The sequence below is a fragment of the Muribaculum sp. NM65_B17 genome, from assembly GCF_004793735.1.
Taxonomy (GTDB): Bacteria; Bacteroidota; Bacteroidia; order Bacteroidales; family Muribaculaceae; genus Muribaculum; species Muribaculum gordoncarteri.
Window position 1 is genome coordinate 87,215 of record NZ_SRYY01000006.1, and the last position, 23,786, is coordinate 111,000.

Annotated in this window: 18 protein-coding genes; 1 reads left to right on the forward strand and 17 read right to left on the reverse strand. The window is 53.1% G+C overall.

Translation table 11 applies throughout. From position 1 onward, the window contains the following. Positions 1-29 precede the first annotated feature (29 nt). From E5354_RS10335 to E5354_RS10390, 12 genes are all read right to left on the reverse strand, one after another. Complete coding sequence (locus tag E5354_RS10335; protein ID WP_135947426.1) at positions 30-2,420, reverse strand: glycoside hydrolase family 2 TIM barrel-domain containing protein; 2,391 nt, start codon at positions 2,418-2,420, stop codon at positions 30-32. Positions 2,421-2,471: 51 nt separating this feature from the next. Continuing rightward, entirely contained in the window at positions 2,472-3,272 is an 801-nt protein-coding gene (locus tag E5354_RS10340) for a TrmH family RNA methyltransferase (RefSeq protein ID WP_135947427.1), read from the reverse strand. 9 nt (positions 3,273-3,281) lie between these two features. After that, positions 3,282-4,385 carry an esterase gene (locus tag E5354_RS10345; RefSeq protein ID WP_135947428.1) on the reverse strand — a complete coding sequence of 368 codons (1,104 nt, stop codon included), beginning with the start codon at positions 4,383-4,385 and terminating at the stop codon, positions 3,282-3,284. A 22-nt stretch (positions 4,386-4,407) separates the two neighbouring features. Next, the gene (locus E5354_RS10350) at positions 4,408-4,692 is read right to left on the reverse strand and encodes a RyR domain-containing protein (RefSeq protein ID WP_135947429.1); all 285 of its coding nucleotides are present in this window, start codon (positions 4,690-4,692) and stop codon (positions 4,408-4,410) included. A 17-nt stretch (positions 4,693-4,709) separates the two neighbouring features. Further along, positions 4,710-6,923 carry a hypothetical protein gene (locus tag E5354_RS10355; protein WP_135947430.1) on the reverse strand — a complete coding sequence of 738 codons (2,214 nt, stop codon included), beginning with the start codon at positions 6,921-6,923 and terminating at the stop codon, positions 4,710-4,712. Positions 6,924-7,200: 277 nt separating this feature from the next. Continuing rightward, entirely contained in the window at positions 7,201-8,691 is a 1,491-nt protein-coding gene (locus tag E5354_RS10360; RefSeq protein WP_135947431.1) for a hypothetical protein, read from the reverse strand. A 134-nt stretch (positions 8,692-8,825) separates the two neighbouring features. Next, a complete protein-coding gene (locus tag E5354_RS10365) occupies positions 8,826-9,461 on the reverse strand; it encodes a hypothetical protein (protein WP_135947432.1) in 636 nt (211 codons plus the stop codon). Positions 9,462-9,487: 26 nt separating this feature from the next. Beyond that, positions 9,488-10,357, reverse strand: coding sequence for a DUF4384 domain-containing protein (locus tag E5354_RS10370; protein ID WP_168353882.1), 870 nt, complete (start codon positions 10,355-10,357; stop codon positions 9,488-9,490). 8 nt (positions 10,358-10,365) lie between these two features. Next, positions 10,366-13,020 (reverse strand): caspase family protein, encoded by a 2,655-nt coding sequence (locus E5354_RS10375; RefSeq protein ID WP_123396087.1) that lies wholly within the window; start codon positions 13,018-13,020, stop codon positions 10,366-10,368. A gap of 18 nt (positions 13,021-13,038) precedes the next feature. Then, positions 13,039-15,033 (reverse strand): WD40 repeat domain-containing protein, encoded by a 1,995-nt coding sequence (locus E5354_RS10380; protein ID WP_135947434.1) that lies wholly within the window; start codon positions 15,031-15,033, stop codon positions 13,039-13,041. Between the two features lie 152 nt (positions 15,034-15,185). Beyond that, positions 15,186-16,028, reverse strand: coding sequence for a hypothetical protein (locus tag E5354_RS10385; protein ID WP_135947435.1), 843 nt, complete (start codon positions 16,026-16,028; stop codon positions 15,186-15,188). After that, a complete protein-coding gene (locus tag E5354_RS10390) occupies positions 16,025-17,107 on the reverse strand; it encodes a CHASE2 domain-containing protein (protein ID WP_135947436.1) in 1,083 nt (360 codons plus the stop codon). The genes E5354_RS10385 and E5354_RS10390 overlap by 4 nt, the downstream gene beginning before the upstream one ends. Before the next feature lie 421 nt (positions 17,108-17,528). Between E5354_RS10390 and E5354_RS10395 the strand changes: the two genes are divergently transcribed. Then, complete coding sequence (locus tag E5354_RS10395) at positions 17,529-18,008, forward strand: hypothetical protein (RefSeq protein ID WP_135947437.1); 480 nt, start codon at positions 17,529-17,531, stop codon at positions 18,006-18,008. Here E5354_RS10395 and E5354_RS10400 read toward each other — a convergent pair. From E5354_RS10400 to E5354_RS10420, 5 genes are all read right to left on the reverse strand, one after another. Further along, a complete protein-coding gene (locus tag E5354_RS10400; RefSeq protein WP_135947438.1) occupies positions 17,974-18,840 on the reverse strand; it encodes an META domain-containing protein in 867 nt (288 codons plus the stop codon). The genes E5354_RS10395 and E5354_RS10400 overlap by 35 nt on opposite strands. An 86-nt stretch (positions 18,841-18,926) precedes the next feature. Next, a complete protein-coding gene (locus tag E5354_RS10405; protein WP_135947439.1) occupies positions 18,927-19,694 on the reverse strand; it encodes an MBL fold metallo-hydrolase in 768 nt (255 codons plus the stop codon). Positions 19,695-19,696: 2 nt separating this feature from the next. Then, positions 19,697-20,707 carry a UDP-N-acetylmuramate dehydrogenase gene (gene murB / locus E5354_RS10410; RefSeq protein WP_135947440.1) on the reverse strand — a complete coding sequence of 337 codons (1,011 nt, stop codon included), beginning with the start codon at positions 20,705-20,707 and terminating at the stop codon, positions 19,697-19,699. Positions 20,708-20,722: 15 nt separating this feature from the next. Next, positions 20,723-21,652: a hypothetical protein gene (locus tag E5354_RS10415; RefSeq protein WP_168353883.1), complete on the reverse strand. Its 930-nt coding sequence runs from the start codon at positions 21,650-21,652 to the stop codon at positions 20,723-20,725. After that, positions 21,653-23,770, reverse strand: a complete 2,118-nt coding sequence (locus E5354_RS10420) for a prolyl oligopeptidase family serine peptidase (RefSeq protein WP_123396080.1) — start codon at positions 23,768-23,770, stop codon at positions 21,653-21,655. Between the last annotated feature and the right edge of the window lie 16 nt (positions 23,771-23,786).

A 23,786-nucleotide genomic window follows, 5' to 3' on the forward strand; every position in this document is an offset into this window, starting at 1 on the left:
ATGCGCCCGATTGGTCGATTGTGTCACTCTTATTCGGCTGTAAGTTTCACTTTGGTGCCTTTGAGCAGCGGCGAGGTGAAGTTGACCGTTATTTCGCCCGGCTCGCCTGTCGTCTGGATGTAGGCGAGCAGTCGGCCGCGATAGGCGCGGTGACGGTTGTCGGTGTAGTCGCTCATGTCGGAGTTGTTGCATCCTTCAAGTCCGAGCAGTCGGGCCGACCCCTGGATTGTGCAGGTTATTTCGTTGTCGCCGAGCGTCACTATGTTTCCGTCATCGTCGAGAATGTCGACAAACACGTGGGCCGTGGCCTTGTCGCGATTCAGTGTCGGCTTGTCGGCCGATGCCTTGAGTGCAAACGGCCTTCCCGAAGTTACGATGTCATATCCGGCCGTTACGTTGCCGTCATTGTCGCACGCCTCCACAGTGAGCTTGCCGGGAGCGTAGGGAATGTCCCAATGTATAATGCCGCTCTTGTGGTCGTAGGGCTTCATGGCTCCGACCTCCTTGCCGTTAAGCAGCAGGCGTGCCTGAGGCTGGTTGGTGTAGCACACAACCCTTATCGTTTCTCCGTCGTCGTAGTTCCAGGTGTCCCACGCGTCGACCGACAGATAGTCGCGGCGAGGCTTGGGGTAGGTGCCTATATAGGCTACGGGATTCTCACACCACAATGACGCACGGAAGTGTCCGCGAGGTTTCGGAAAGCTGCCGAAGTCAAGCAGGCCGGTGTAGAATCCGCGTGCGGGCCAGATGCCCGACTCGCCGAGATAGTCGGTGCCTGTCCAGATGAATTGTCCGAATATGAAGTCCCTGTCGCGTGCGGCATACCATGCGTCGATGTCCGACCTGTTTTCGCTGCCGTAGATTATGCGTGACGGATAGGTGGCATGGTCGGTGTCGTAACGGTCCTCGGTGTAGTTGTAACCCACCACATCCACCGCTTCGGGATATTCGGTTTCGTTTGACATCACCACTCCGGCAAGTGCGCCGGTCACGGGGCGTGATGTGTCGACACTTCTTACACAGGCTGCAAGTCGCTTGGCAATCTTGCCTATGCGTTCGGCGTTGGGGGCTTCGGGATTGTAGCCGCCAAACATGGGCTGGCTTATGGTCGAGCCGTCGAGCACGGGGTGGGAGTAGGGGTCGTTGGGATAGTCGACCTCATTGCCGATGCTCCACATGAATATCGACGGATGGTTGCGGTCGCGGCGCACCATGTCGGTGACATCGCGGTCGATCCACTCCTCAAAGAAGTCGTAGGTGCCGTCAAATCCGGGAGTGCCTTTGTTCCAACCCTCGATCCACTTGCGCTTGGGAAATTCCCACTCGTCCGAAGCTTCGTCCATAACGAGAAGTCCTATTCGGTCGCACACATCGTAGAGTGCCGGGGCCTGCGGATTGTGGGCGCAGCGTATGGCATTCACGCCTATTGACTTCAGATTGGCAAGGCGGCGCTCCCACACCTCTTCGGGCACGGTGGCGCCAAGCACTCCGGCATCGTGGTGCAGACACACTCCCTTGACCTTCATCCAACGGCCGTTGAGTGCGAATCCCTTGTCGGGGTTAAACTCAAGCGAGCGCAACCCTGCTGTGGTAGTGCAGCCGTCGATGCGCTTTCCGTTGGCCCACAGTTCGGTATTGAGCTTGTATAGATAGGGATTGTCTATGTCCCAGCGTTCGGGATTCTTTAAGCGCAGAGTCAGGGTTGACTTGCCGTTGTTGACTCCGGCAGCCGATTGCGACACGACTTTTCCGTCGGCATCGGTAAGCGTTGCCTTGACCTGTAGCTTCTTCGCCTTTTCGGGATTCTCGATGTCGACCGTCACCTTGATGTCGGCACGGTCGTCGGTAAGGCGAGTGGTTTCGTAGCCCACGCCCCATTGGGCTATGTGGGTTTCGGGTGCCTCGACAAGCCACACGTCACGGTATATTCCCGAGCCGGTGTACCAGCGTGAGTCGGCGTAACGGCTGTGGTCGACCCGCACTGCTATTACATTGTCGCCGGGAACGAGGTAGGGTGTCATGTCATACATGAACGACACGTAACCGTTGGGTCGCTTGCCGAGCAGGTGACCGTTGACATAGACCTCGCTGCGGTTGTACACGCCTTCAAAGTATATGTATTGGCGGGCGGCATCGCCGGCAGGGGTGAAGTGCTTGCGATACCATGCAATGCCTCCGGGAAGGAATCCGGTGCAACTTGCAAGTGACGGCGACAGCTGTCCTTCAATTGACCAGTCGTGGGGCAAGTCGAGCTTGCGCCACTTTGAGTCGTCGTAGTCGGGATTTACAGCGGTTGAATCGTCGGCGAGCTTGAAAAGCCATCCGTCATTGAATTTCGACGGCTCGCCAAACGACACCTGCGCTTGTGCCGCAACGGCGCACAGCACAGCAATGAGTGACAATAAAAGGGTTCTTATCATAGTTGTTTACGGGTATTGATTTGGTCGTGATCAGTTTTGTGGCAATGGCTGTCACCTTGCACGCAGTTCCCAAAACGCCACCGCTGCCGCCGCTGCCACATTCAGTGAGTCGACGCAGTGCGACATGGGTATCCTCACCACATAGTCGGCATCGGCTATTACATCGTGAGGAAGTCCGTCGCCTTCGGTGCCCATGATAATTGCAAGTCGGGGCTGCTCGGCAAGTACAGGATGGTCTATAGGCACGGAGTTGTCGGTCAATGCCATTGCCGCGGTCTTGAAGCCGAGCTCGCGCAGAGTGCCTGCCGGAACAGTGAGCCTTGTCCACGGCACGAGAAACACCGAGCCCATCGACACCCTCACGGCGCGGCGGTTGAGCGGATCGCATGACGAAGGAGTGAGCAGCACCGCGTCGATGCCAAGAGCGGCCGCCGAGCGGAATATCGCCCCTACATTGGTCGAGTCGACTACGTTGTCGACTATCACGACACGCCTTGCGTCGGCGCAGATGTCGGCGATGTCACGCAGTTGGGGCCGCCGCATGGCACACAGCACACCGCGTGTGAGCGTGTAGCCCGTGAGCGACGACAGCAGTTCGCGGCTTCCGGTGTAGACGGGGATGTCGCCGCAGCGTGCTATTATGTCGGCCGCGTCGCCGGTTATGTGGCGATGTTCACACAGCATCGCTACCGGAACGTAGCCTGCGTTGAGCGCGACATAGATCACCTTGGGGCTTTCGGCGATGAAAATCCCCTTGTCGGGTTCAAGTCGGTTGCGCAGCTGCGCCTCGGTGAGGCTGCCGAACATCTCCACTCCGGGATGTGACAGTGAATCGATTTCGATTACAGGCATGGGCGATGGTTATTTACGGAACAGCCTGCGCAGTGAGTTGGCAAGGCAGTAACGAGCGTGCATCCAGGTGTGGCTTCCGCTGCGCTCCTCGGCCTGATATTTTATCGCCTTGTCGTCGAAGTAACGCTTGTTGCGCACTACATCGTTATAGAGGAAGTCGCTTGTGCCTACACACATCCACAGCGAGTTGAGGCTGTTGGCGTCATTGACGATGTTGGGGAAGTAGGCGTCGATTACTTCGGGGGTGAGATATGCGCTGTAGGATTCGAGCCAGCCGAATTTGTCGGGGCATGAGAAGGCGGTGAACATCGATTGTCCGCCTCCGCGTGAGAATCCGGCGATGGCGCGTGAGTCGCGATTGTTGATTGTGCGGTAGTTTGACTCGACATATGGCATGATCGACTGGGTGAGCTCCTTGACAAACACCTGATACATCTTGGCGGCTTCGGGCGACGACGGACGAGGTGTGCCGTTGTTCATGTAGCCGTAGGGCATCACTACGATCATCGGTTCGGCTTCGCCTGATGCTATGAGGTTGTCGAGCAGTGTGTTGGCGCGACCTACCTTGAACCACACCTCTTCAGTGTCGGTGGTGCCGCTTACCAGATAGAACACAGGATAGCTCTTGTCGGGATTGGCTTCGTACTCGGCCGGAGTGTAGACGATGAGGTTGCGGTGTTGTCCGAGCACATCCGACTTATAGGTGTTGTAGTGTATCTTTCCGTGGGGAACATCGCGAACGGTGTAGAGGACGTTGTCGTCGGGAATCTCGAGCACACTCGCCTTGAAGCTTTCATTGGGGAATATGTTGATGTTGCCCGGGTCGGCCACGCTTATTCCGTCGATGATGAAATTGTAGGGGTATATGTCGGGTGTGGGGGTGGGTACGGTCACGCTCCACACGCCCTTGTCGTTGCGTGACATGGCTACGGAACCCTGCATGAACTGTCCGGTGAGTGACACCGACGATGCGTTGGGTGCCGCTACGCGGAATACGATAGAGTCACCGAGAATGACGGGTGAGTTCATTACATCGAGAAATGCAAGGGGGTCGGCGGCGTTGGCTTGAAGCGACAACATGGCTGCGCCTAAAAGCAGAGAGCTTAGTTTCATAATTACGTGTAGTTTCAGAGGGTTATTTGGTTATGTTAAATCCTAACTTGATGATGCACTTCAGGGTTTCCTGCGAAGTGGCGCGGTCATACTCCTTTTCGCTGTCGGGGAGTGAGTCGTAGTCCACAAGGCACGGATGATGCTTGGCGGCATCGTCACGCACGGGGCCGTAGGTCCAGCCTTCGGCCATGCGGTTTTTGGCCCACACTTCATGTACGTTTCGGGCCATATCCTCGATTAGAGGCATGAGTTGAGCGGGCAGTTCAATGTCGGATGTGTCGACGGGCGACGGGATATATTGCTTCATTTCAGTAGGGTGTTATGTTATTTGTTGTTATTTTTGTCATCTTCGTCATCGGCTGTTCCTTTTTCGAAGGTGTATTGCTTTGGGTCGAAATATCGGAGAGCTTTCAGCATCATGGGTATGTTGCGTGAAAATCCGTTATCCTTATCCCGGGTTTCTTCGGGCAGGTGGTCAAAGTCCTTGATGTCGTAGTGTATCATGTTGCGGCGAAGCTCTTCGGCGCTATTGAATCGGCTGTCGCTGCTCAGTTGCGGCCTGAAGCCCATCATGAGTTGCTCGACATTCCATCGCAGATGCTCCATGCGGGCCAGTTGGGCCAATTGCTCCGTTGTAATTTCTGCACCCTCTTGGATGCCCAATGAACCGATCTTGTAATAGATGGCCGATGCGTGGTACATGTTGGACCATCTCATCGACATGAGCGGCTTGCCTTTGTTGCCTTTCATCTCACTCCAGCTCTTTTCCACATCATTTAAACGTAACTCTCCCGATGAAAATATCTTTGACAGATCTTCGCCGGGCCCCAGTCCGTAGGTGTAGTTTATGAGCTTGGCAAGCAGGTCACGCTTCTCGGTGTCGTAGTTGGAGCGGTCGATCATGCCAAACGGAACCAGCTTCATAAGCGGATGCCCGTTTATTGCGTCACTTCCTTTGCGGATTGCCGACACAAGGGCATCGGTGGTCGATTGTTGCACGAGAATCTGATGACTGTCGAGTAATACCTTCTCGGGTAGATATATCGCGGCTGACACCGCTTCGGGAGTTACCGGCAGACATATAGCCAGATTGGTGACGGAATCAGGGTCGGATGCCGCATCGATGAGATAGGACCGGATGTTGGGATTGGATATGTCGCCTTCAATGAATTCCCAGTCAATGTCGACAATGTTGTCGCCAAGATTCTCGTCCTTAAACCGTGATGTTGAGTCGACATCATTCATCGGGTCAAGCCACTTGTGGGCTTTGCTTACAGGCGATGAAGGATTGGCATCATAGAAATGTTCCACGGAGTATCCTGATGACGGTAATTGATTGGCGTTTACATAGCGGTGGCGCGATATTTCAAAGAGATTGGAAAACCGTCCTTTGAAGAATGTCATTTCGCGGGCGGCATTGCGGTCGATAAAGGTGATGAGTGTTCTCACACCACGGGACGAGAAGTTAGGGAAATGAGCCACTTGTGCAGCCTCAATGGCCATGGCTACGCCCATTTTCGACATTCCTGCGATGATGAGGTGCACACGCTTCTTCGATTTCGGGTCGATGGGCGTGTCGTAGAGCGGCTTGTAGATATTAGGCTTCTGCGACATCAAATCGGGCACCAGCACCTGCTGCGCCCAATTCTCGTAGTAGTTGAACGGAATGAAGTCGAGGAGGTGACAGTTGGCCTTGTCGATGTCGAAGTATTGGAATGCCGTGAATGTGGATTGATACTCAAACATCACATGGCATTTTATGGGCTTACGTTTTTTGTTGTTATCTGCCTTTTCGGCAATGAAGGCCGACAGGGTGTAGTAGGTTTCGAGGTTTACGGTGTCGTGGTCAAATCCGTCCTCGGGAAAGTTCTCGCCTATGATGTAGATTTCACGCGCTTTTTCGGGATTGAGTGAGGTGATGTTGAGTTTCGACGAGCGGTCGCCTTTGTACACTACAATACGTTTGCGATGATTCTTGTCGATAAGCGATTCAAAAATCTCCTTTCTCACTTCGTCGGTGTCACGTGAACCCAATATCACTATCCATCGCGGGATGTCGCCTTTGCTCAACAGCGTGTTGCACAGATTGGACACCATCTTGTGGGTGCCTATTATGGTCACAAAGTTTTTGGTGATGTGGTAGCGCGCTTCGCCGCTTTGCCAGCGCTCCTTGCGGCGGTCAACCCAGTTTATAAGCGTGGTAGTGAGCAGGCCGGTGAGCAGCAGCGAACCTATCATGGTAATTATGAAGCCTATTATTCGCTGCAGATGCGACGGCGTGCCTATTGTTTTGGCATTTTGGATTTCGGGATTTAGGCCGAAATCATATTGCGGATTGAAGATGTGGATGAATGTTTTGTAGGGATGGTCGGCGCCGGCCCACCATCCGAGCAGGCCGAGAATAATGAGAACAATCGATACGATAAAGAATATCCAGCAAAATTGCTTCATAAAGTTGCCCGAAAGACGGCGGTCGATTATGAAGAACAGCTTTCTGGGATGTCCGAATTTTTCCCACATGGCTGTCAGCCATGGCATAAGTTGATTTTGTTTCCCCGACTTATTCAAAATGTGATGCGAATGAATGGATTATTATTGAGGTTCAGCCGATAGATACGGTCAAGTATCTAAGGCGTTAGCCAAAGATACGTAAAATTGAAAGATTACGGCGTTAAATTGCCAAATAAAATGTGATAATGTAAAAATTTGAGCGGTAATGCGTAACTGTGTGCCTTGTCGGTGTCGGGGAAGGGAGGTGGAAAAAGAATCACCCCGTGACATCATGAACAGCGATTTTGTGCCACGGGGCGATCCATTACTTACCATAAGTATAATCTATGCCCGGTTTTTCCCTCACGTAGGAGGGCATACACATTCCGGTTACCGAACCTATATAGGTGGGATCGGATATGTAATAAGTTTTTCCGCCGTGATGATAGGCGTCGCCTTTGATGGGTTGTGACAGTTTCACCGATGCGCTTTCGTGACCCGGATAGTTGATGAGTTGGTTCTCTACGCCGAGCACATTCCACAGCAGATAGGTGTAGAATATGGCGCGGTCCTCGCAGTCGCACTTCGGGTAGTAAAGAATCTCCTCAAGGAAGTAGGGCTTTTCAAATCCATGCAGATCCTCATCGGTGGCGTATTCAAAAGCTCCCTGTACAAATTGCAACAGCGAGTTCACGGCTTCGAGCTCGTCCTTGTCTTGTAGCTGAGCCTTGAACTGCTTTACGATGTCCTCTCTCACATCGGCCAGCACGGTCGAGCGTGCGAAGTCGGCTGTAGGCATCTGGGGATAGCGGTATAGGATGGGGAATATGTTGGCGTTGATTTCGCCGCTTAGGGTGAGGTCCTTGAACCGGAGGTCGTATCGATGGGGTTTGTAAGGCAGGTTCAGACCGTTGATTTTTAGATCCATAGCCGAACCTGTGTTGGCGTTTTGCGGCAGCTCGCAAGTCGATATGCGCATGTTGATGATGCTTTGCGGGTTGACCGACTTGTCGGTGAAGATGTAGTATCTGTTGCCGTTTACCTTCATGTAGGTGCGGGCATATACGGTCTGCTGAAATGGAATCAGGAGTACGGCGGTGTTGCCCGACATGCCTACGCGCACATCGTAGCCCATGCCTACAAGCAGATAGTGCTTCAATGCCATGCGCGATGTGGAGTGAACCGAGCGGAAGCGGCTGTCGACATAGGCGCTCACGAGTTCATACTTCAGATAGTCGTTGAGCGACATCGATGCGGCGAGTTTCTCGATTGCGTCGATGAGGAGCTTGGTGTCGTCGTTTTTGTTGAGATTGCGCCACTGCGATGCGAAGTCACGGGGCGACGACAGGCGGTCGGTGATGTTTATGTCGATAGCGGGAATGGTCACCGGCAGGTCGTAGAACTTGAAATCGAAGTTGCCCTCGGGCATTCGCGTCGGTTTTGATGTCGGTTGAGGGGCGGGCTGTTGCGGTGTCACCTCGGGTTGGGGGACGGTGGCTACAGGTGCTGCCGGCGTGGCAGGTGTGGGGTCGGGCAGCAATACCGGTTCGGAGCTTGACTCTGGGAAGTCGCCCACACGCGGCACGCGGTCGGGCTTGGGTACAGTGCTGCTTTCCTCGCCCTTGAATTGCTGGAAGTCGCTCCACACTCCGTCAAGAAACTGATCGTAACGCTCCATCACCCCTTTACGGTAGGCATTGTAGTCCTCAAGCAGTCCTTTGCGAAATTCAGCGAAGGAGCCTCCCGGTGACTGTGCCACGGCTGAAGCGGTTCCGGCTACGGCGATTAGTATCGAGGTTATGACGCGATGTTTCATGACGAGATTGATTTGGGTGTTGTTGTGGTTGTGACAGGATTGGTTGTTGGTTGAGTTGAGAGGCGGTTGAATCGGGAGTGCGATGTGATGTCACACTCCCGACCGGTAGATATAGGTTCTTTTACTTTTGCCGTTTACTGCTGCTCAAAACCTTCACGGACAAATGAAGAGATCTTATCGGCGTTACGCTGAGCTGCTTCACTCTCCTTCAATGCGTTTTCGAGTGCGCGCAGGCGAGCCTTTGAAGCTGCGCTTTCGCTTACGATGTAGAATGTCTGGAGCTCGTAGGTGCCGTCGCCGTTGTCACGGATTACCGAGTAGCTCTCCTCCATCTCGCCCTTGATTTCCTTCTCGACAAGACGCTCGTAAGCTCCATAGAAGTGGTCGAATTCGCCTTCGGCTGATGTGCCGTCGCCGGCCATGTCACTCATCACGCGACCCTTGAGCGAGCTTCCTGCCTGCTGGGCGTAAGTAACGCATGCGTTGTTGGCAGCCATCTGCTTGCCTATGTTTTTTGACTTGAACTTGGAGGCCACGCCCACTACCTCACGGCCGTCGTCGCCGAGGGTGTTGAGCTTGTCATAGTGCTTCAGAAGGGCTACTTCGAGAGTGCGTGAGCTGGCAAAAAGTTTCCAATTTTCCTTCTTGTATTCCTTCATTTTCTCTTTTTTCTCCTTGTTCAACGCCTTTTGCAGCTGCTTGTTGGTATCGGCCATTGCCATGGGTGCCATGAGGCATGCGGCAACGAGGAGCATGATTAACTTTTTCATTTTTGATAAGAATTGATTGTTAGTAGTTATTTTTGGATTTCAATATTCATGATTTTTACAGCCATGCGGGGATCATATTTGCGGCATTTCACGAGCCACTTTGAAAATTCGTCGTGGCTGAGCATTCGCGGCATATTTTCTCCGGCATAGTTGTCGACTGCCTTGGCAAATGGCTGAGGCGAGAACACCACGTAGAGCATGTTGTGTTCCAACTCGTCGTCGGCTGTCATTACGAGCTGATCGACCTCGCCGTGGTCGGGGTCGGCCGACGCGGGGTCGAAAAACACATAATCCTTGTTGTGCTTCACCTTTATCTCGCCTTTGGTGTTGCCCTGGTAGGGGAGGAGCGAGTACACGTTGTTGTGTGCGTCGACAAGGAATGCGGCGACGTAACCGTCGACAGGACTCTTAAGGTAGAGATACATGTCGTCGCCCGAGCGGAAACGCGTGTCGGCGTTGACAGTGCGTGTGCCGTTGCGCAGCACGCTGGTGGCAAATTCCACCGAGCGGTTGTCGATTTCGCGGGCTTTGCCTGTAACCTTGCAGGTGACGATGTAGAGGCCGTCGGAGTCAAGCTCGTAGGTGTAGACCGGCTCCTTCTCGTCGGCTATCCATTCGCCTTTCAGGGCCGACTCGTTGAGCATCGAGAAGTAGGTCGACTCACCTTGCGCCGACACGACATCGCGCTGATAGGTGTCCTGAGTCACCACGGTGCCGAATTTCTCGGCAAGGGCCTTGGCTCGCGCTCCGTTGAGTGCGTTACGCTCGCAGTCGGCACGTGACTCGGTCTTGGAGCCGTAGTAGGTGAACTCGCCGTGCACCGTCACAATGTCGGCAGCCATCAGCGACAGCGACATCATCACGGTCGACATGAGCAGCATGATCAATCGCTTCATGGCAGGCATCAGTTACGAATTTTGCGTTTGGTCCACTCGACAGCCATGTTGCCCGAGGTCGACACCTGGGGAGTCTGCGGCTTCTTGTTGACAATTGTAGCCTGACGGCGCACATTGTCAATCACATAGTCGCTCAGCTCCTTTAAGGTAACGTTGCCTTTGCTCTCCTGAAGCTTTTTCAGCAGATAGTAGGTGAACAGGCCGTGATTCTTCTCCTTGTAGGGCATTGCGGTTTCCTGTCCCGATGCGGCCGAAAGGGTGAACATGTTGCCCTTGGGCGATGTCTGCTTGGGCTTTATCGCAACGCCACGGGCGGCTGTGAGCATACCTCCCGAGCGGTTGCCGCCGCTGAAGCAGGCGTCGAGGAACACCATTACCGAGTTGGCTCCCATGTCGCCGAGGTCGGAGTAGAGTTTTCCGAGCGATATGCAGCTTTCCGACACCATTGCGTCACCGTCGACAGGCAGCAGGAATGCATCCTTGGTGCTTTCATCGGGCATTCCGTGTCCGGCATAGTAGAATATGACATCGGCGTTGCCGTCGACCGACTTGACAACGTTGCGTATGTCGGCTATGGCACGCAGCATCTTTCCGAGGGTCGCATCCTTGTAGACGCGGATGTTCTCCTTGGGAATGCCGAGGGTGAGGTTACAGTATTTGCTGAATGTTTCTCCGTCGTTCAGGGCCGCTTCGACGCGCGGAACGTTGGCGTAGGATTCGTTGGCGATGATGACGGCGAATGTCGACTTGGAGGGCTTGTTGTTGTAGGGAATGTTCTCGTCCACATCCGAAGGCTTGAAGGCGGTAGGCGTCGAGGGTGCCACTGTGGGGCGTGAGCCGTCGGGTGTGTAGATGTTTATTCCGGCAATGTCGATGGGCGGCACGTAGTGGGTAACGCCTTCGGTCTTGCTGTAGGAGTACTCCTTTCCGTAGGGCGTCACGAATGTGATGCCTGAGATGAGCACTTCGTTGTCCTTGATATAGTAGGAGGGATTCTTGAAGTGCACGCCTTTCCAGTTGGCCTTGAATGTTTCGGCCTCGCTGTTCTCGCGCGGAATGTTCAGATAGATGGGGCCGTAGGACGACTTTATCATGTAGACTTCGTTTTCGGCATCGTAGGGCTCGAGCGAGAAGTCGGTGACGCGCAGTTTCTTGCCGTAGGCGGTGAGATACTCGTCCTGGGCTTTGCGCGACAGGCGGTCATACTCCTGGCTGAGTGTCGTTTCGTTGACGCGCTTGCGATAGTCGTCGTTGGTTTCAAATTCACCCTTCTTGGCCCATGCGTTGAGGTTCTTCTCTACGTAGCTCTTGGCAAAGTCGGTGTAAAGCGGAGCCTTTGAACCGATGGAGGGGGCGTTCTTGCCTGAGCTTGCAAAGTTGGGCAGGTCGTTGGCGTTGGCCGTGATGAGGTCGGGCATCGACTTCTCGGCGATGGGATTGTCGCCGAGTGCGCGGATGCGCACGTTCACGTTATCAAACTTCTCCTTGTTGCCGAGGCATCCGTAGCTCACGGCGAGAGCCTTGAGATATTTCAGCGATGTGGGGTCGTTGGCCACCACCTCCTCAAGTTTCATCGAAGCCGCGTCGAAGTAGGTGTTGCTCTGTCGGCCATATTTCTTGGCAATCTTATCGTCCTCCTCGTAGATGGACTTGTTGTAGAAGTCTACGCCGAGATTGTAGTAGCAAAGGGCTATGTGACGGGCCACGCCGAGGTTGTCGGGGCGTATCTCCTCAAGTTTGCGATAGGTGTCGAGCGCTTTCTGGTACTGTTGCATATCCTCATGCAGCTTTCCCTGGATGTTGAGCAGCTGCTCGTCGAGCGGCTTCATTGCGAGAGCCTTGTCGAGGAATGTCTGCAGCAGTTCGGGGTGACCGCCGTCGATGCAGCCCTGGATGCCTATGAGCATCATGTTGTAGTTGTCGGGGTAGAGCACGAGTGCGTCCGACATGGCCGTGATGGCACGGTCGTATTTGCCTGTATTTATGCAGGCTTGACCGAGAAACATGTAGATCTGCTCGCGTGACTTGTCCTCGCCGGTCGATATGTATCGGTCGAAGTAGCCTATGGCGCGGTCGTAGTCCTTGACATTGTAGGCTCCCGACGCAGCGCAGTAGACTATTGACGGATAGACCGATGTGAGGGGGAAATCCTCGCCCTTGAATGCATCCATCATGTGGGTGTCGACATAGGCTTGTGCAAATTTTGTCAGTCGGTCGTTGTCGCCTGCCGATGAGTAGTGGAACGCTCCGGCTTCGAGGTCCTTGTTGATGTCACGCAGGATGCTCTTGCAGCGGTCCATGTCGGGGGAGTTTTTGGCGGCGAGCTTCATTGCGTCGACACACACGCTGTAACAGTCGAGGGCTGTGGTGTAGACTTCGGTTTCGGGCTGATTCTCATATTTCAGCCATTTCAGGTGCTTGTATAGGTCGGCCGCCTTCTGGATTTTGCTTTCAAGTCCGGCCTGCTTGAGGCTGTCGCCGTCGAGCAGGATTCCCTGATGCATCATGTCGTCATCGGGCATCAGCGACCCGATACTCATCATGTCGGGAGTGTCGGGCATCGAGGCGGCCGAGGGTGTGTTGCCGTTTACGGCATAGGCGGTTATTGCCGCCGAAGCCGTAAACAGCATTGATAGGTTGATTAATATTCGGTTTTTTCTCATTATTAATGTCTTTAGACTTTAAAATGCATCAATGAATGTGAATTCGGTGGTGATGCGGCGGAATTCGCCACCCTTGCCTTCGGATACGGTTATGTAGTAACGGTAGTCCGACTTCATTTCATTGAGATTGGATACGTTCTTCTCAAGGTAGTCCTTAACGCCCATTGCGCGGATGAATGCCAGCTGCTCGTTCTGCTTGATTCCGTCCTTTGTGTTGACGCTGATGTTTGTGAGCTGGTCGTTCTGATAAACGGGCTCGTTCTCGAAGTCACCGTAGGCTCCGTCATACTTGATGCCGTGGATGATGGGCGAGCTGTCGGCGGTTCCCGAAATCTTGACGTTGAGCTTCTTGCCGTCCTTGACATACTGTGCAAGGTCGCCTTCAAATGCCTGCTTTACAATAGAGAGCATCGATGATGCGGCTCCCGACTCCTCGACATGATACTTGCCGGGAGCGAAGTCCTCTTGAACCGAGAATTCGGGCTCAACCTCGTAGGAGAATTTGACGATGTAGTTGAGTATCTTCTCGCCGTTGGCGTCGAAGTCCGAAGCCACTCGCGAATCCACGGTGATGTTGGTGTGGTCGGAGATAACGTTGCGGAGTTTTGCCTCCTCGATTACCTTCTGCTTGATTTCCTGGAGCTTCATTTCCTCCATCTGTTGCTGCTGGATGATTTCAAGCGAAACAACATTATCGTCGCCGTCCATGAAGTTGAGGGGGACGCGGTCGTGGTTGTCGTAGATGTAGGTTTCACCGTCGGCGCGGTTGTAGATCTGGGCGTAGATTATCTCGAAGTTGTCGTTGGCCATTACACCGTACTTAACATCGCGGAATTCAAGGTCGTCGGCGTTCTTGAATCCGCCGACCTTCTCTTCGGGTACGGGGATGTAGATGGTGGGCATGTTGCTGAAGTCGACGGCGAGTATGTTGTTGCTGCGGTCATATTTTCCGAGCTTTACCTGCGACATCGAGAGGGGATTGCCGGCGAGTCCGGTCGAAATCTCGTCCTCGAAGAGCTTGCGCTGACGGGCGCGTGACTCGTCGGTGACACGAGCGCGGTACTCTTCCATAGTTTCACCCGGCATCATCTTCAACCACTCTTCCATTCGCAGGTTAACTTCGTCGGAGATTAGCTTGGCGTAGTAGGGCTCAAGCTTGGTCATGCGCTTTGCGTTGATGGCGTTGGTTGAGTTATAGGCGAGCAGGGTGTTCTTGCGCGAGTCGGGGAGGAACATGATCATCGACACATTGCCGTCGGGCACATCGATGAAGTCACGGTCGCTTTCGTCAAGAAGGTTGATGATGGTGATGAGAATAGGCGAGGTGGCCACGGCTATGTATTTTCCGTCGAAGTTGTAGGAGCATCCGAGTGCGTCGCCGAGATTGTCGAGAGTGCGCTTGATGATGAAGTTGCGGGTGTCGTAGATGTTGAGCACTCCGTCGGCGGTGAGGATTGCAAATTCGGTGTTGTCCTCGTTGAAAGCTATGTCGTTGACTTCGATGTCAAAGTTCCAGTCCTTGCGCAACTTGTGTTCCTCGAAGTTGTAGACGGCCACTTTCTTTCCGTCGGATATCACTAGGTAGTAACCGTTGTTGCTGAGAAGTATCTCGGTGGGCGTGAACGGAATCTCGAATGATTCAATTTCATCAAACTGCTTGGCATCGAGAACGTGTATGCCTGTCGATGTGGCAAGTATCACCCTGCGTGCGTCGGGGGTGAATAGAACGGCGGTGGGATTTCCCAGCTTCTTGGTCTTTAACTTAAACAACTCGGTATCGTAGGTGCCGAGATCATATACGGTGGCACTGTTCTTGTCCTTTTCTTTTTTGATGACAATATAGTTTATTCCCGACGGATTTATGGTTACGTCCAGCAGGAAGTTCTTTTTGCCCAGTTCACACAACGGTTCTTTGCGGCAGGTGAACAATGAATGGTCGTCATAACCGTATATTGCAAGTGAACAGCGTGTAAGACCGGTGGGTGTGGTCAATTGCGGGAATTTGTATTCCATACGTGTCTTAGGCTGAGCATTTTGTCCATTGTCCTCAGCGAAAGTTGTCGAAGCTGCACATAGCACAAGCGATAAAGCAGCAGCTCGAATAAAGGTAGTCTTTCTAAAGTGCATAGTTTTTTATGATTTTGATTGATTATATTTTCCTTTTCTTAAAGGAGGCGCATGTAGACCGGAAGCTGGTTGTCCGATGCCACTTGGGTGCCCTCCTTCATCAGTGATTCCATGTTTTCAATAAGTTCGTCGATGTCAAAGTAGCAGTGGGTCATGATCAGGATGTGCTTTCCGGCCGGATTGAGCCCCTTTGACTGGCTGCGTACAATCGACTGGTTCTGAAGCACTACATAGTTGCCGGTGGGCTGTCCGAGTTCCGAAATCTCGACTTTGCCCTCCTCGGGAATTATGCGCAACACGTTGAAGTAGACGGGAAAGTTGAGTGTGTTCTCAAGCATGAATTTGAGTCCCGATTCATTGACAGGCGCATTAAGCAGAGTGGTGGGGAAGTCGGATGTCTTCAGGGCCTCCAGGTCCTTCAACGCATTGATTACATTGGCGCTCAGCTTCTTGGTGTCGACCTGTAGATTGTCGCCTTCGGGGTCGTAGGCTTCCATTGACCGTCTTACGAGTCCTTTTTCCACATATACCCGGTCATCGCCGCTTGTCGATGACTTGCCGAATCGGATTTTGTCATGTATCGCGGCGCGATTGTCGCTCGATTGCTCCTTTGCATCAATCATTATGCGTGTCGTAGTGAATGTTCCCGATGTAGTGGACTTGTAAATCTGGGAGTTGATGGAGTTCAGAATCTGTATTGAAGAGTTGTCGCCTATGGTAATCATGTCGGTGGCGTTGAGCTTGAGCCCCTTTTCAGGAGTCACGGACTTGCCTCCGCGCTTTATGGCGACATTGCCGCTATAGTCGTATAGCGAGTACTGGGCCGTGGCTGTAGCGACGACCGAGAGCAGCAGAATCATAAATGTGATTAATCGGTTCATTGTGTATAAATGTTTTCGGTGCGTGATTCTCTTATGTGATTGATCTTATTGTAGATCCATGTTATTATCGTGGTCATTCCTATCCAGATGTCGCCGGCAAACAGCCCGAAAGTAAGCATCATCAGCGAGTAGGAGAAGTTGATGATGATGTTGTGCTCGATGAAGAAGTAGTAGCCAAGGCGTATGGTGAGATATAGCAGCGTCACTTGAACTATGCGCATTATCAATCCTTTTACGCCGATGTTTATCATTAGGCTTATCATGATTACTATGAAGCAGCTTATGAAGGCGATTGCCCAGTTGGTGTAGCGGTGCAGTTGATAGAAGTAACGTCCCGAAAGAATGGTGGCTACGGTGTAGGCATGGATGTTTATGCCCGACATTGCGGCTGAAACCGGTGTCACGTGCAGGTCATAGGGGTCGTTGGCGGCTCCGATTAGCACTATTTTGTCGATCAGCTCCTCGGCGCGGTCGGCAAGCTCCTCGGGTGATATGGTCTTGAATATTCGGGAGTAGTAGGTTATGAATTCAAGATCGTTGCCTCGCTTCATGAAGCTGTCGACGATTTCACCCGATTGCTTGCGGCTCGTGGCGAGGGCAAATGAGGGGATTCTTTTTCCGTCGGCGGTCATGTAGTCGGGCTTGAATTCGCGGATGGTGCGGTTGCTGCTGCCTGTCGGGAAGTTTATTGCCGCCAACTCCACATTTTCAAGCTCGGGCGTGAAATAGGACGACTCGTCGATGTGGAATGTCTTGGCGGCCGAGTCGGCCTCAACCGACACGGCGAGCACAAGGTTGGGGCAATTCTTTATCGCCTCGATGAGGCGTGAGTCATGCTCCTTGGGCTCGGCAAACACAACATCAAGCCCCACGGTGCGCGGCGAACACAGGGATACTGTTTCGATGATTTCGGCAATGCCTTCCCTGTCGCAGGCTGCAATGTCGACGATGACAATGTTGCTGTCGAGAGTGGTGACATGGCGGCTGTCGGCCACCTTATTGTAAAAATCGTTGATTGTGAAATCGTTGCCGTCGGCCGATGAAAGAAGCGATGCGGCCGAAAATGAAAACGGTTGCATTAACACAAACGACAAGCCAAACGCCAGAAAGGTTATACCGAGCGTCTTTAATATTAAGGCCTGAAGCTTTCCGACACTGAATGTGATAGGATTAGGCAGTAACACCACTCTGTAAAAAAACAATAATTTACGATTAGGCAAGCATTCTCTTGCTATGAAAATACTTAATTTAAAACAAAATTATACACTAATTATGAAATATACAAGTAATTACTTTGATTTTAACATATAGGATGTTGGATAATGTTAAACTTTTGTTGGCTCGACATGGCTTTTTTATTGGGATGCGTCCTTTCCCGGGTTTAGAAATGATGTGATGCCGGGAAAATAGGTTTTAACATTGTTAATTTGGCTATTCGCGACATTATGGGGTGAAATCGGGTACTTCGGCCTATTATCTTTGCTGAAAAAATATAATATCATGGAAAACAACGGAACCAAGAAAAGCAAGAGAGTCTACAAGCTGAAGTTTGACCAACTGTGGGTCGATGCAATCAACCAGATACCGGTGTGCTATCACAGCGAGATATACTACTGGCTCGATTATTATCAGAATCATAACCACAGCGATTTGATAGGTACTATCAAGGATGATCTGGTGCGCTCGCTGTTCATGCTCATCTATCCCACAATCAGGCGTCGCCGCCTTGCACGCGAGCGTCAGCGCCGCTATCGAGCACGCAAGAAAGCCGCCCGCCTCGCCTCAATGGCTCAGCCGGCGGCTTCAATGAGTTCACAGTCGTTGAAGGATGGAAACTGCGATTCAACAACCGCTCAATCAGGCAAGTATGACATGAAAGCTGCTGATGCGGTTAATGTCGGTCGACAGTCACCGGTCATCGGTCGCGAATCGATTCGCGCTTCAGTCAATTACCCTGCTGACGGTTATCGATCTTCTTGAGTACAAGCACGTTCTCGCCGTCCTTGTCACGCATGATCACGGTGCCCGATTTGCCTCGCTGTGCAGTTTCAACGCGCTCAAGTGCTACGAGAAACGCCGTTTCGGTTTTGGCTTGCTCGTCGGGGCAACGCATCTTGGTAGTGGCGAGGTTGTTAAACTGGATTGAATTGGATTTCTCGGGGTCGATAATCAGCGAACCGTTGACGATGTTGCAACCGGTGTTTCCGTGAATGGTGTGTTCCGGAATGTCGATTACGAGCTCCACATCCTCGTTATTGTTGTAGGTTCCGGTTATCTCCTTCACTGTCCACGCTCCGTTGAGGTAGTCCATGTTGTGCTTTCGCATCACCATCTCGACGATGTTGTGCTCGTTGCGCAGGTCGAGATAGTATTCATGGCCTTTCTTCGTTACCGAGAAGGTGCGTGTGCGTTCGAGAGCCTTGTTGATCAATGCCTCGTATTGCGAATCCTGACAGGCCATCATGGTGGAGATGACATTGGATATACGCAGCGACGAGCCTTCGTTGACGAAATCGCCGTTGATGTAGTTGCATCCGTTGAAGCCGTAGATGCGGTGGTCGGCCATGTTGAATGTTACATAGGGGTGGGTTTCACCTGTGCCGGTGACGCGCTTGCCGTTTACCTTGTAGACAGTCCACTCTCCGTCGAGGGCCTCCTCCTTGTTAATGGTGGGCTTGGGCTTGGGGTTAGATGCGGGTTTTTCAACCGGAGCCGGAGCTTCGGGTTGCGATTGATTCTTGAATATTCCACAGCTCGACATCCCTGCTGCGAGAAGAGATATTGCTAATATTTGGCTTAAGCTTTTTTTCATACTTTTGTTCAATTTAGTGTTTGGAATAAATGCCTCGTTTAGATATATGACAATCGGCGCGCATTAAAGTTTAATGGCGCGGCTTTTCAGTCGGGTATGTCTATGATCAGGCTGTCGTAGGCTATGTGTACGTTGGGCGGTAGTTTTGCCGCCATTACTGATTGCAGTCCGAATCCGTGGCTTAGATGGGTGAGATAGGCCGCTCTCGGATTCACACGGACTATTATCTCCAGTGATTCGGGCAGGCTCATGTGGGATATGTGCGGTTTCTGTCGCAATGCGTTTATGACGAGGGTGTCGACTCCCTGCAGCAGGTCGACGGTGGTGTCGGGGATGGTCTTGGCATCGGTTATGTAGGCGAATTTTCCAATGCGGAATCCCAGGATGGGCAGATTAAGATGCATTACCGGCAGCGGAATCACTTCTATGTCATCGACCATGAACGGACGGCTGTCGATTTCGTGGATGTCAAACGACGGAACACCGGGATAGGGGTGCTGACGGAAGCAATAGGGCACGCGTTCACGCAGGTCGCGGGCCACATCGCTCTTGCAGTAGAGAGGAAAGCTGCGGTGGTTGGCGCAATAGGGGCGCAGGTCGTCGATGCCGCCCACATGGTCGTAGTGGCTGTGGGTGAGCAGCGCACAGTGCAGCTGAGGGCATCCGGCGTGAAGTATCTGCGTATAGAAGTCGGGCCCGCAGTCGATGAGCAGGTTGCGCCCGTCGTTCAGTTGGATTAAGGCCGAGCTGCGCGAGCGTTTATCGTGGGTGTCGGTCGAGGTACACACCTCGCACTTGCACATCAGTTGAGGAACTCCCGATGAGGTGCCTGTGCCTAAAAATCGCAGTCGCATGGCTAAATGACGTTTACTTCAGGTGAAAGCATTATTCTGAATCGGTTGTAAACCGTGGCCTGTACACGCCGGTAAAGCTTCACCACATCGTCGCTCGTGGCATTGCCGGTATTGACGATGACGAGGCACTGGCGCTGATAGACCATGGCTCCGCCTTCGACCGCTCCCTTGAGTCCCGAAGTTTCGATAAGCCATCCTGCGGGAACCTTGACAAGGTTGTCGTCGACATCGTAGTGCGGAGCTTCGGGATAGGATGATTGAATGTGCCGCCACATTGACTTGTCAATGACGGGATTCTTGAAGAAGGAGCCTGCGCTGCCAAGCTCCGAGGGTTCGGGAAGCTTGGATCGTCGTATCTCTATGACTCGATTGCGCACTGTGGCCGGTGTAAGATAAGTCACTTCACGCAGCTCCTTAAGAGGGCCGTAGTCGAGCGTATAGCGTGGCGTGTGCCACAGCCGGTAGTGGACGGCAGTGATGATGTAGCGTCCTGCCAGGTCGGGGCGCTTGAAGAGGCTGTCGCGATAGCCGTACCGGCACTCGTCGGCGGTGAATGTCACCATTCCGGAGGTGAAGGTGTCCAATGCTTCTACCTTGACAATCAAGTCCTTTACTTCGACACCGTAGGCACCGATGTTCTGTACGGCCGAGGCTCCCACCTCGCCTGGAATGTAGGATAGATTTTCGGCTCCGTACAGGTTGCTGTCGACGCAATGTTGCACGAAGTCGTCCCACACGATGCCTGATTCGGCACGTATTATCACGCTTTCGCCGTCGTCGGCCACCGTCGACATTCCTTTCATGGCCGAGTGCAGCACAAGTCCGTCAAACGACTTGGTGAACAACAGGTTGCTTCCGGCTCCAATGTGGAGTCGCTTCATCGTGGCAAACTGTGAGTCGGCAAGAATCGAGCGCAGTTGATCGACCGAATCGTATTCGGCCATCCATCGAGCCCGTGCGGGGAGGTGGAATGTGGTTGCGGATGACAGGTCGAAGTCTTGAATCAGTAGCATTGGCAGTGTCGTTTATTATAATCGGAAGCTTTGAAGCAGTCCGTCGTCAAATATCAGGTAAACTCCGTTTTCATAGTTCCATAGCTCGTGCATGGTGCTTATGCCAGGACGGCGGTCGACCGAAGTGGGCGCGCCGAGTGCGAGTCGGCACTCCTCGCGGGTCATGTACTTCACTATGCGTCCGTGAATTATGTTACGCCAGTTTTCGTCGGAGATTTGGGGATATTTCAAGTGAGGGTCGTTGAGGAAGAAGAGTGAGGCGAAGTTGCGCGATGAGTTTCCGCTGTCGCCTACCGACATGAACACGTAGGCCGGCCGGCCGTTGTCGAGCTCGGGGTTGCGGAATTTCACCATTACGGGGTAGACGGAGTTGCCGGGCAGCACATCCATCACCTCCACAGGAATGAATTTCAGTCCGTTGCGGGCTTTACCGTCCTTGTCATACCACATCGAAGTGCGGATATAAAACTTTTTCCCTTTTATGGCTTTCATTGTGCTGTCGACGACGCTCAACTCAATGGTGAAAGGAATTTCGATTTGGCTGCGTCGGGCAAGCTCTTCAGGCGAGGAGTTCAGTCGGTAGACCACCTCGCGCCCCTTGGAGTCGGCAAACAGCAACTCGGTGTCGGCTTCGCCCGTGAGCGACGGCACCGTGCGGTATTTGCTGAATGAAAGCAGGTCGCCTTGACGCGGCGACGGAGTAGACGAGGGCTCGAGGGCGAGGTTGATTTTGTCGTCGGTGACATAGAACAGCTTGCCTTCGTGCCACTTGTCGAGTGGAGCGTGACGCACATTGTCGAGGTAGCGGTCTTCCTCAGTTACCGCAACTTTTTCGCGCTTGACATCTGATGCGGTAATTTTGGGAGTGCTCTCAATGCCGGTAAAGCATCCCGACATTGAGAGCATTATTGCTGACGCCGCTATGTAAGTTGCAATGCGCGACATTTACTTAGTGACGGGTGTTATTCCCAGGTTATAGAAGATGAACGAATATATGTCGGCATACTCGTCGAGCACCTTTGCAACGGGCTTGCCGGCTCCGTGACCCGCCTTGGAGTCGATGCGGATGAGCTTGGGAGCGTCGCCGGTGTTGCTTGCCTGAAGCTTGGCGGCATACTTGAACGAGTGTGCGGGAACTACTCGGTCGTCATGATCGGCTGTGGTGACAAGTGTTGCGGGGTAGGGTGTGCCGTCGTCCTTGATGTTGTGCAGTGGCGAGTAGGAGAGCAGGTAACCAGCCATTTCGGGAGAATCGGCGCTTGTTCCGTAGTCGGAAGCCCAGTTCCAACCGATGGTGAACAGGTGATAGCGCATCATGTCCATTACGCCTACACGGGGAATGGCCACCTTGAACAGGTCGGGGCGAAGGTTCATTGTAGCGCCCACGAGCAATCCGCCGTTGGAGCCGCCCTCGATTGTGAGGTAGTCGGGCGATGTCCAGCCTTCCTTGATCATGTACTCGGCAGCTGCGATGAAGTCATTGAACACGTTCATCTTCTGCTGCTTGGTACCGGCGAGGTGCCAGGGTTCGCCGTATTCGCCGCCTCCGCGCAGATTGGCCTCGGCGTAGATGCCGCCGTTTTCAAGCCAGAACAGACGCTGAGCCGAGAAGCCGGGATTGAGCGACACGTTGAAGCCTCCGTAACCGTAGAGGTAGACGGGGTTCTTGCCGTTGCGTTCAAGGCCTTTTTTGTAGGTGATGAACATCGGTATCTTGGTTCCGTCGGCCGAGGTGTAGAACACCTGCTCGGTAACGTAGTCGTCCATGTTGAATCCGGGGATTTCAACTGCCTTGTAGGGCTCCGACTTGCCTGAAGCGAGGTCATACTTGTAGATTTCCGACGGATAGGTGAACGATGTGAAAGTATAGAACACTTCGTCGTGCTTGCGACTTGACGACACGCCTGCCGAACCGAGAGTGGGCAGCTCGATTTCGCTGAGTTGTTTTCCGTCGAGCGAGTAGACATAGAGGCGGTTGGAGGCATCGATGTCGTAGGTGAGGATGAGTTTGTCGCCGGCAAAGTTGACACCCGACAACACGCCTTCGCCCTCAGGCACGAGCTCTTTCCAGTTCTCGCGTTGGGGAGCTTTGACCGAGGCGGTCATGAGGCGGTAACGCGGTGCGCCGTAATTGGTGTAGATGTACATCGTTCCGTCGATTATGTCGAGGATTGATATGTCGTAGTCCTGTGAAGGCTCTACAGTCACCCATTTGGCATTGGGATCCTTGAGGCTCTTCATGGTGATTGACGAGCCGAGTCCCTCGCCGCCACCGTAGATTATAAGAGCCGATTCGTCGTCGGGCACTGAAGCCGAGTGGAAGTGCAGGGGATGATCCTTGTCCTCATACACAAGCTTGTCGTCGCTCTGGGGAGTTCCTATTTTGTGATAGTAGACACGATGGTTTTCGTTGGCGTGGGAGAACTCCTTGCCGTCGACGGGTTTGTCGTAGGCGCTGTAGTAGAAGCCGTCGCCTTGCCATGCGGCATCGGTGAACTTGGCCCATTCGATGTGGTCGGGCAGCAGCTCCTTGGTTTCGGTGTCCATCACATAGATTTCGGTCCAGTCAGAGCCGCTGCGCGAAATGGTGTAGGCGGTGTACTTGCCGTCGTTGGAAGTGCTTATGCCGGTCAGGGCCACTGTACCGTCGTCGCTGAGCTTGTTGGGGTCGAGGAACACCTCGGGTTTCTCGTCAAGAGAGCGTGTGCGGTAGAGCACCGACTGATTCTGCAATCCGTCGTTCTCGTAGAAGTAGTACCATCCGTCCTTCTTTGAGGGCATTCCGGGTTTCTTGTAGTCGTAGAGCGTTTTGAGTCGCTCGCGGATGTCCTTGCGGAAGGGTATCTTCGAGAGGTAGCTTTCGGTGAGTGCGCGTTCCTCTTCCACCCACTTTAGGGTGGCTGCCGAGGTGTCGTTTTCCAACGGACGGTAGGGGTCGGCTACTTGCACACCGAAGTAATCGTCGACAGTGTTGTCGGCGGGTGCTTCAGGATACTGAAGTTTGTTGGTCGAGCATGATGCCACTATTGCCATAGTTGCTAAAGATAGAAGTATATGCTTCATAATGTGATAATTGATG

What these genes read in the sequence shown, in the direction of transcription:
- E5354_RS10340 (WP_135947427.1), bottom strand. Translation starts at nt 3,272, where the DNA reads ATGCCTGTAATCGAAATCGATTCACTGTCACATCCCGGAGTGGAGATG.
- E5354_RS10335 (WP_135947426.1), bottom strand. Translation starts at nt 2,420, where the DNA reads ATGATAAGAACCCTTTTATTGTCACTCATTGCTGTGCTGTGCGCCGTT.
- E5354_RS10360 (WP_135947431.1), bottom strand. Translation starts at nt 8,691, where the DNA reads ATGAAACATCGCGTCATAACCTCGATACTAATCGCCGTAGCCGGAACC.
- E5354_RS10380 (WP_135947434.1), bottom strand. Translation starts at nt 15,033, where the DNA reads ATGGAATACAAATTCCCGCAATTGACCACACCCACCGGTCTTACACGC.
- E5354_RS10420 (WP_123396080.1), bottom strand. Translation starts at nt 23,770, where the DNA reads ATGAAGCATATACTTCTATCTTTAGCAACTATGGCAATAGTGGCATCA.
- E5354_RS10390 (WP_135947436.1), bottom strand. Translation starts at nt 17,107, where the DNA reads ATGCAACCGTTTTCATTTTCGGCCGCATCGCTTCTTTCATCGGCCGAC.
- E5354_RS10405 (WP_135947439.1), bottom strand. Translation starts at nt 19,694, where the DNA reads ATGCGACTGCGATTTTTAGGCACAGGCACCTCATCGGGAGTTCCTCAA.
- murB (WP_135947440.1), bottom strand. Translation starts at nt 20,707, where the DNA reads ATGCTACTGATTCAAGACTTCGACCTGTCATCCGCAACCACATTCCAC.
- E5354_RS10385 (WP_135947435.1), bottom strand. Translation starts at nt 16,028, where the DNA reads ATGAACCGATTAATCACATTTATGATTCTGCTGCTCTCGGTCGTCGCT.
- E5354_RS10395 (WP_135947437.1), top strand. Translation starts at nt 17,529, where the DNA reads ATGGAAAACAACGGAACCAAGAAAAGCAAGAGAGTCTACAAGCTGAAG.
- E5354_RS10345 (WP_135947428.1), bottom strand. Translation starts at nt 4,385, where the DNA reads ATGAAACTAAGCTCTCTGCTTTTAGGCGCAGCCATGTTGTCGCTTCAA.
- E5354_RS10355 (WP_135947430.1), bottom strand. Translation starts at nt 6,923, where the DNA reads ATGCCATGGCTGACAGCCATGTGGGAAAAATTCGGACATCCCAGAAAG.
- E5354_RS10350 (WP_135947429.1), bottom strand. Translation starts at nt 4,692, where the DNA reads ATGAAGCAATATATCCCGTCGCCCGTCGACACATCCGACATTGAACTG.
- E5354_RS10415 (WP_168353883.1), bottom strand. Translation starts at nt 21,652, where the DNA reads ATGTCGCGCATTGCAACTTACATAGCGGCGTCAGCAATAATGCTCTCA.
- E5354_RS10375 (WP_123396087.1), bottom strand. Translation starts at nt 13,020, where the DNA reads ATGAGAAAAAACCGAATATTAATCAACCTATCAATGCTGTTTACGGCT.
- E5354_RS10365 (WP_135947432.1), bottom strand. Translation starts at nt 9,461, where the DNA reads ATGAAAAAGTTAATCATGCTCCTCGTTGCCGCATGCCTCATGGCACCC.
- E5354_RS10370 (WP_168353882.1), bottom strand. Translation starts at nt 10,357, where the DNA reads ATGAAGCGATTGATCATGCTGCTCATGTCGACCGTGATGATGTCGCTG.
- E5354_RS10400 (WP_135947438.1), bottom strand. Translation starts at nt 18,840, where the DNA reads ATGAAAAAAAGCTTAAGCCAAATATTAGCAATATCTCTTCTCGCAGCA.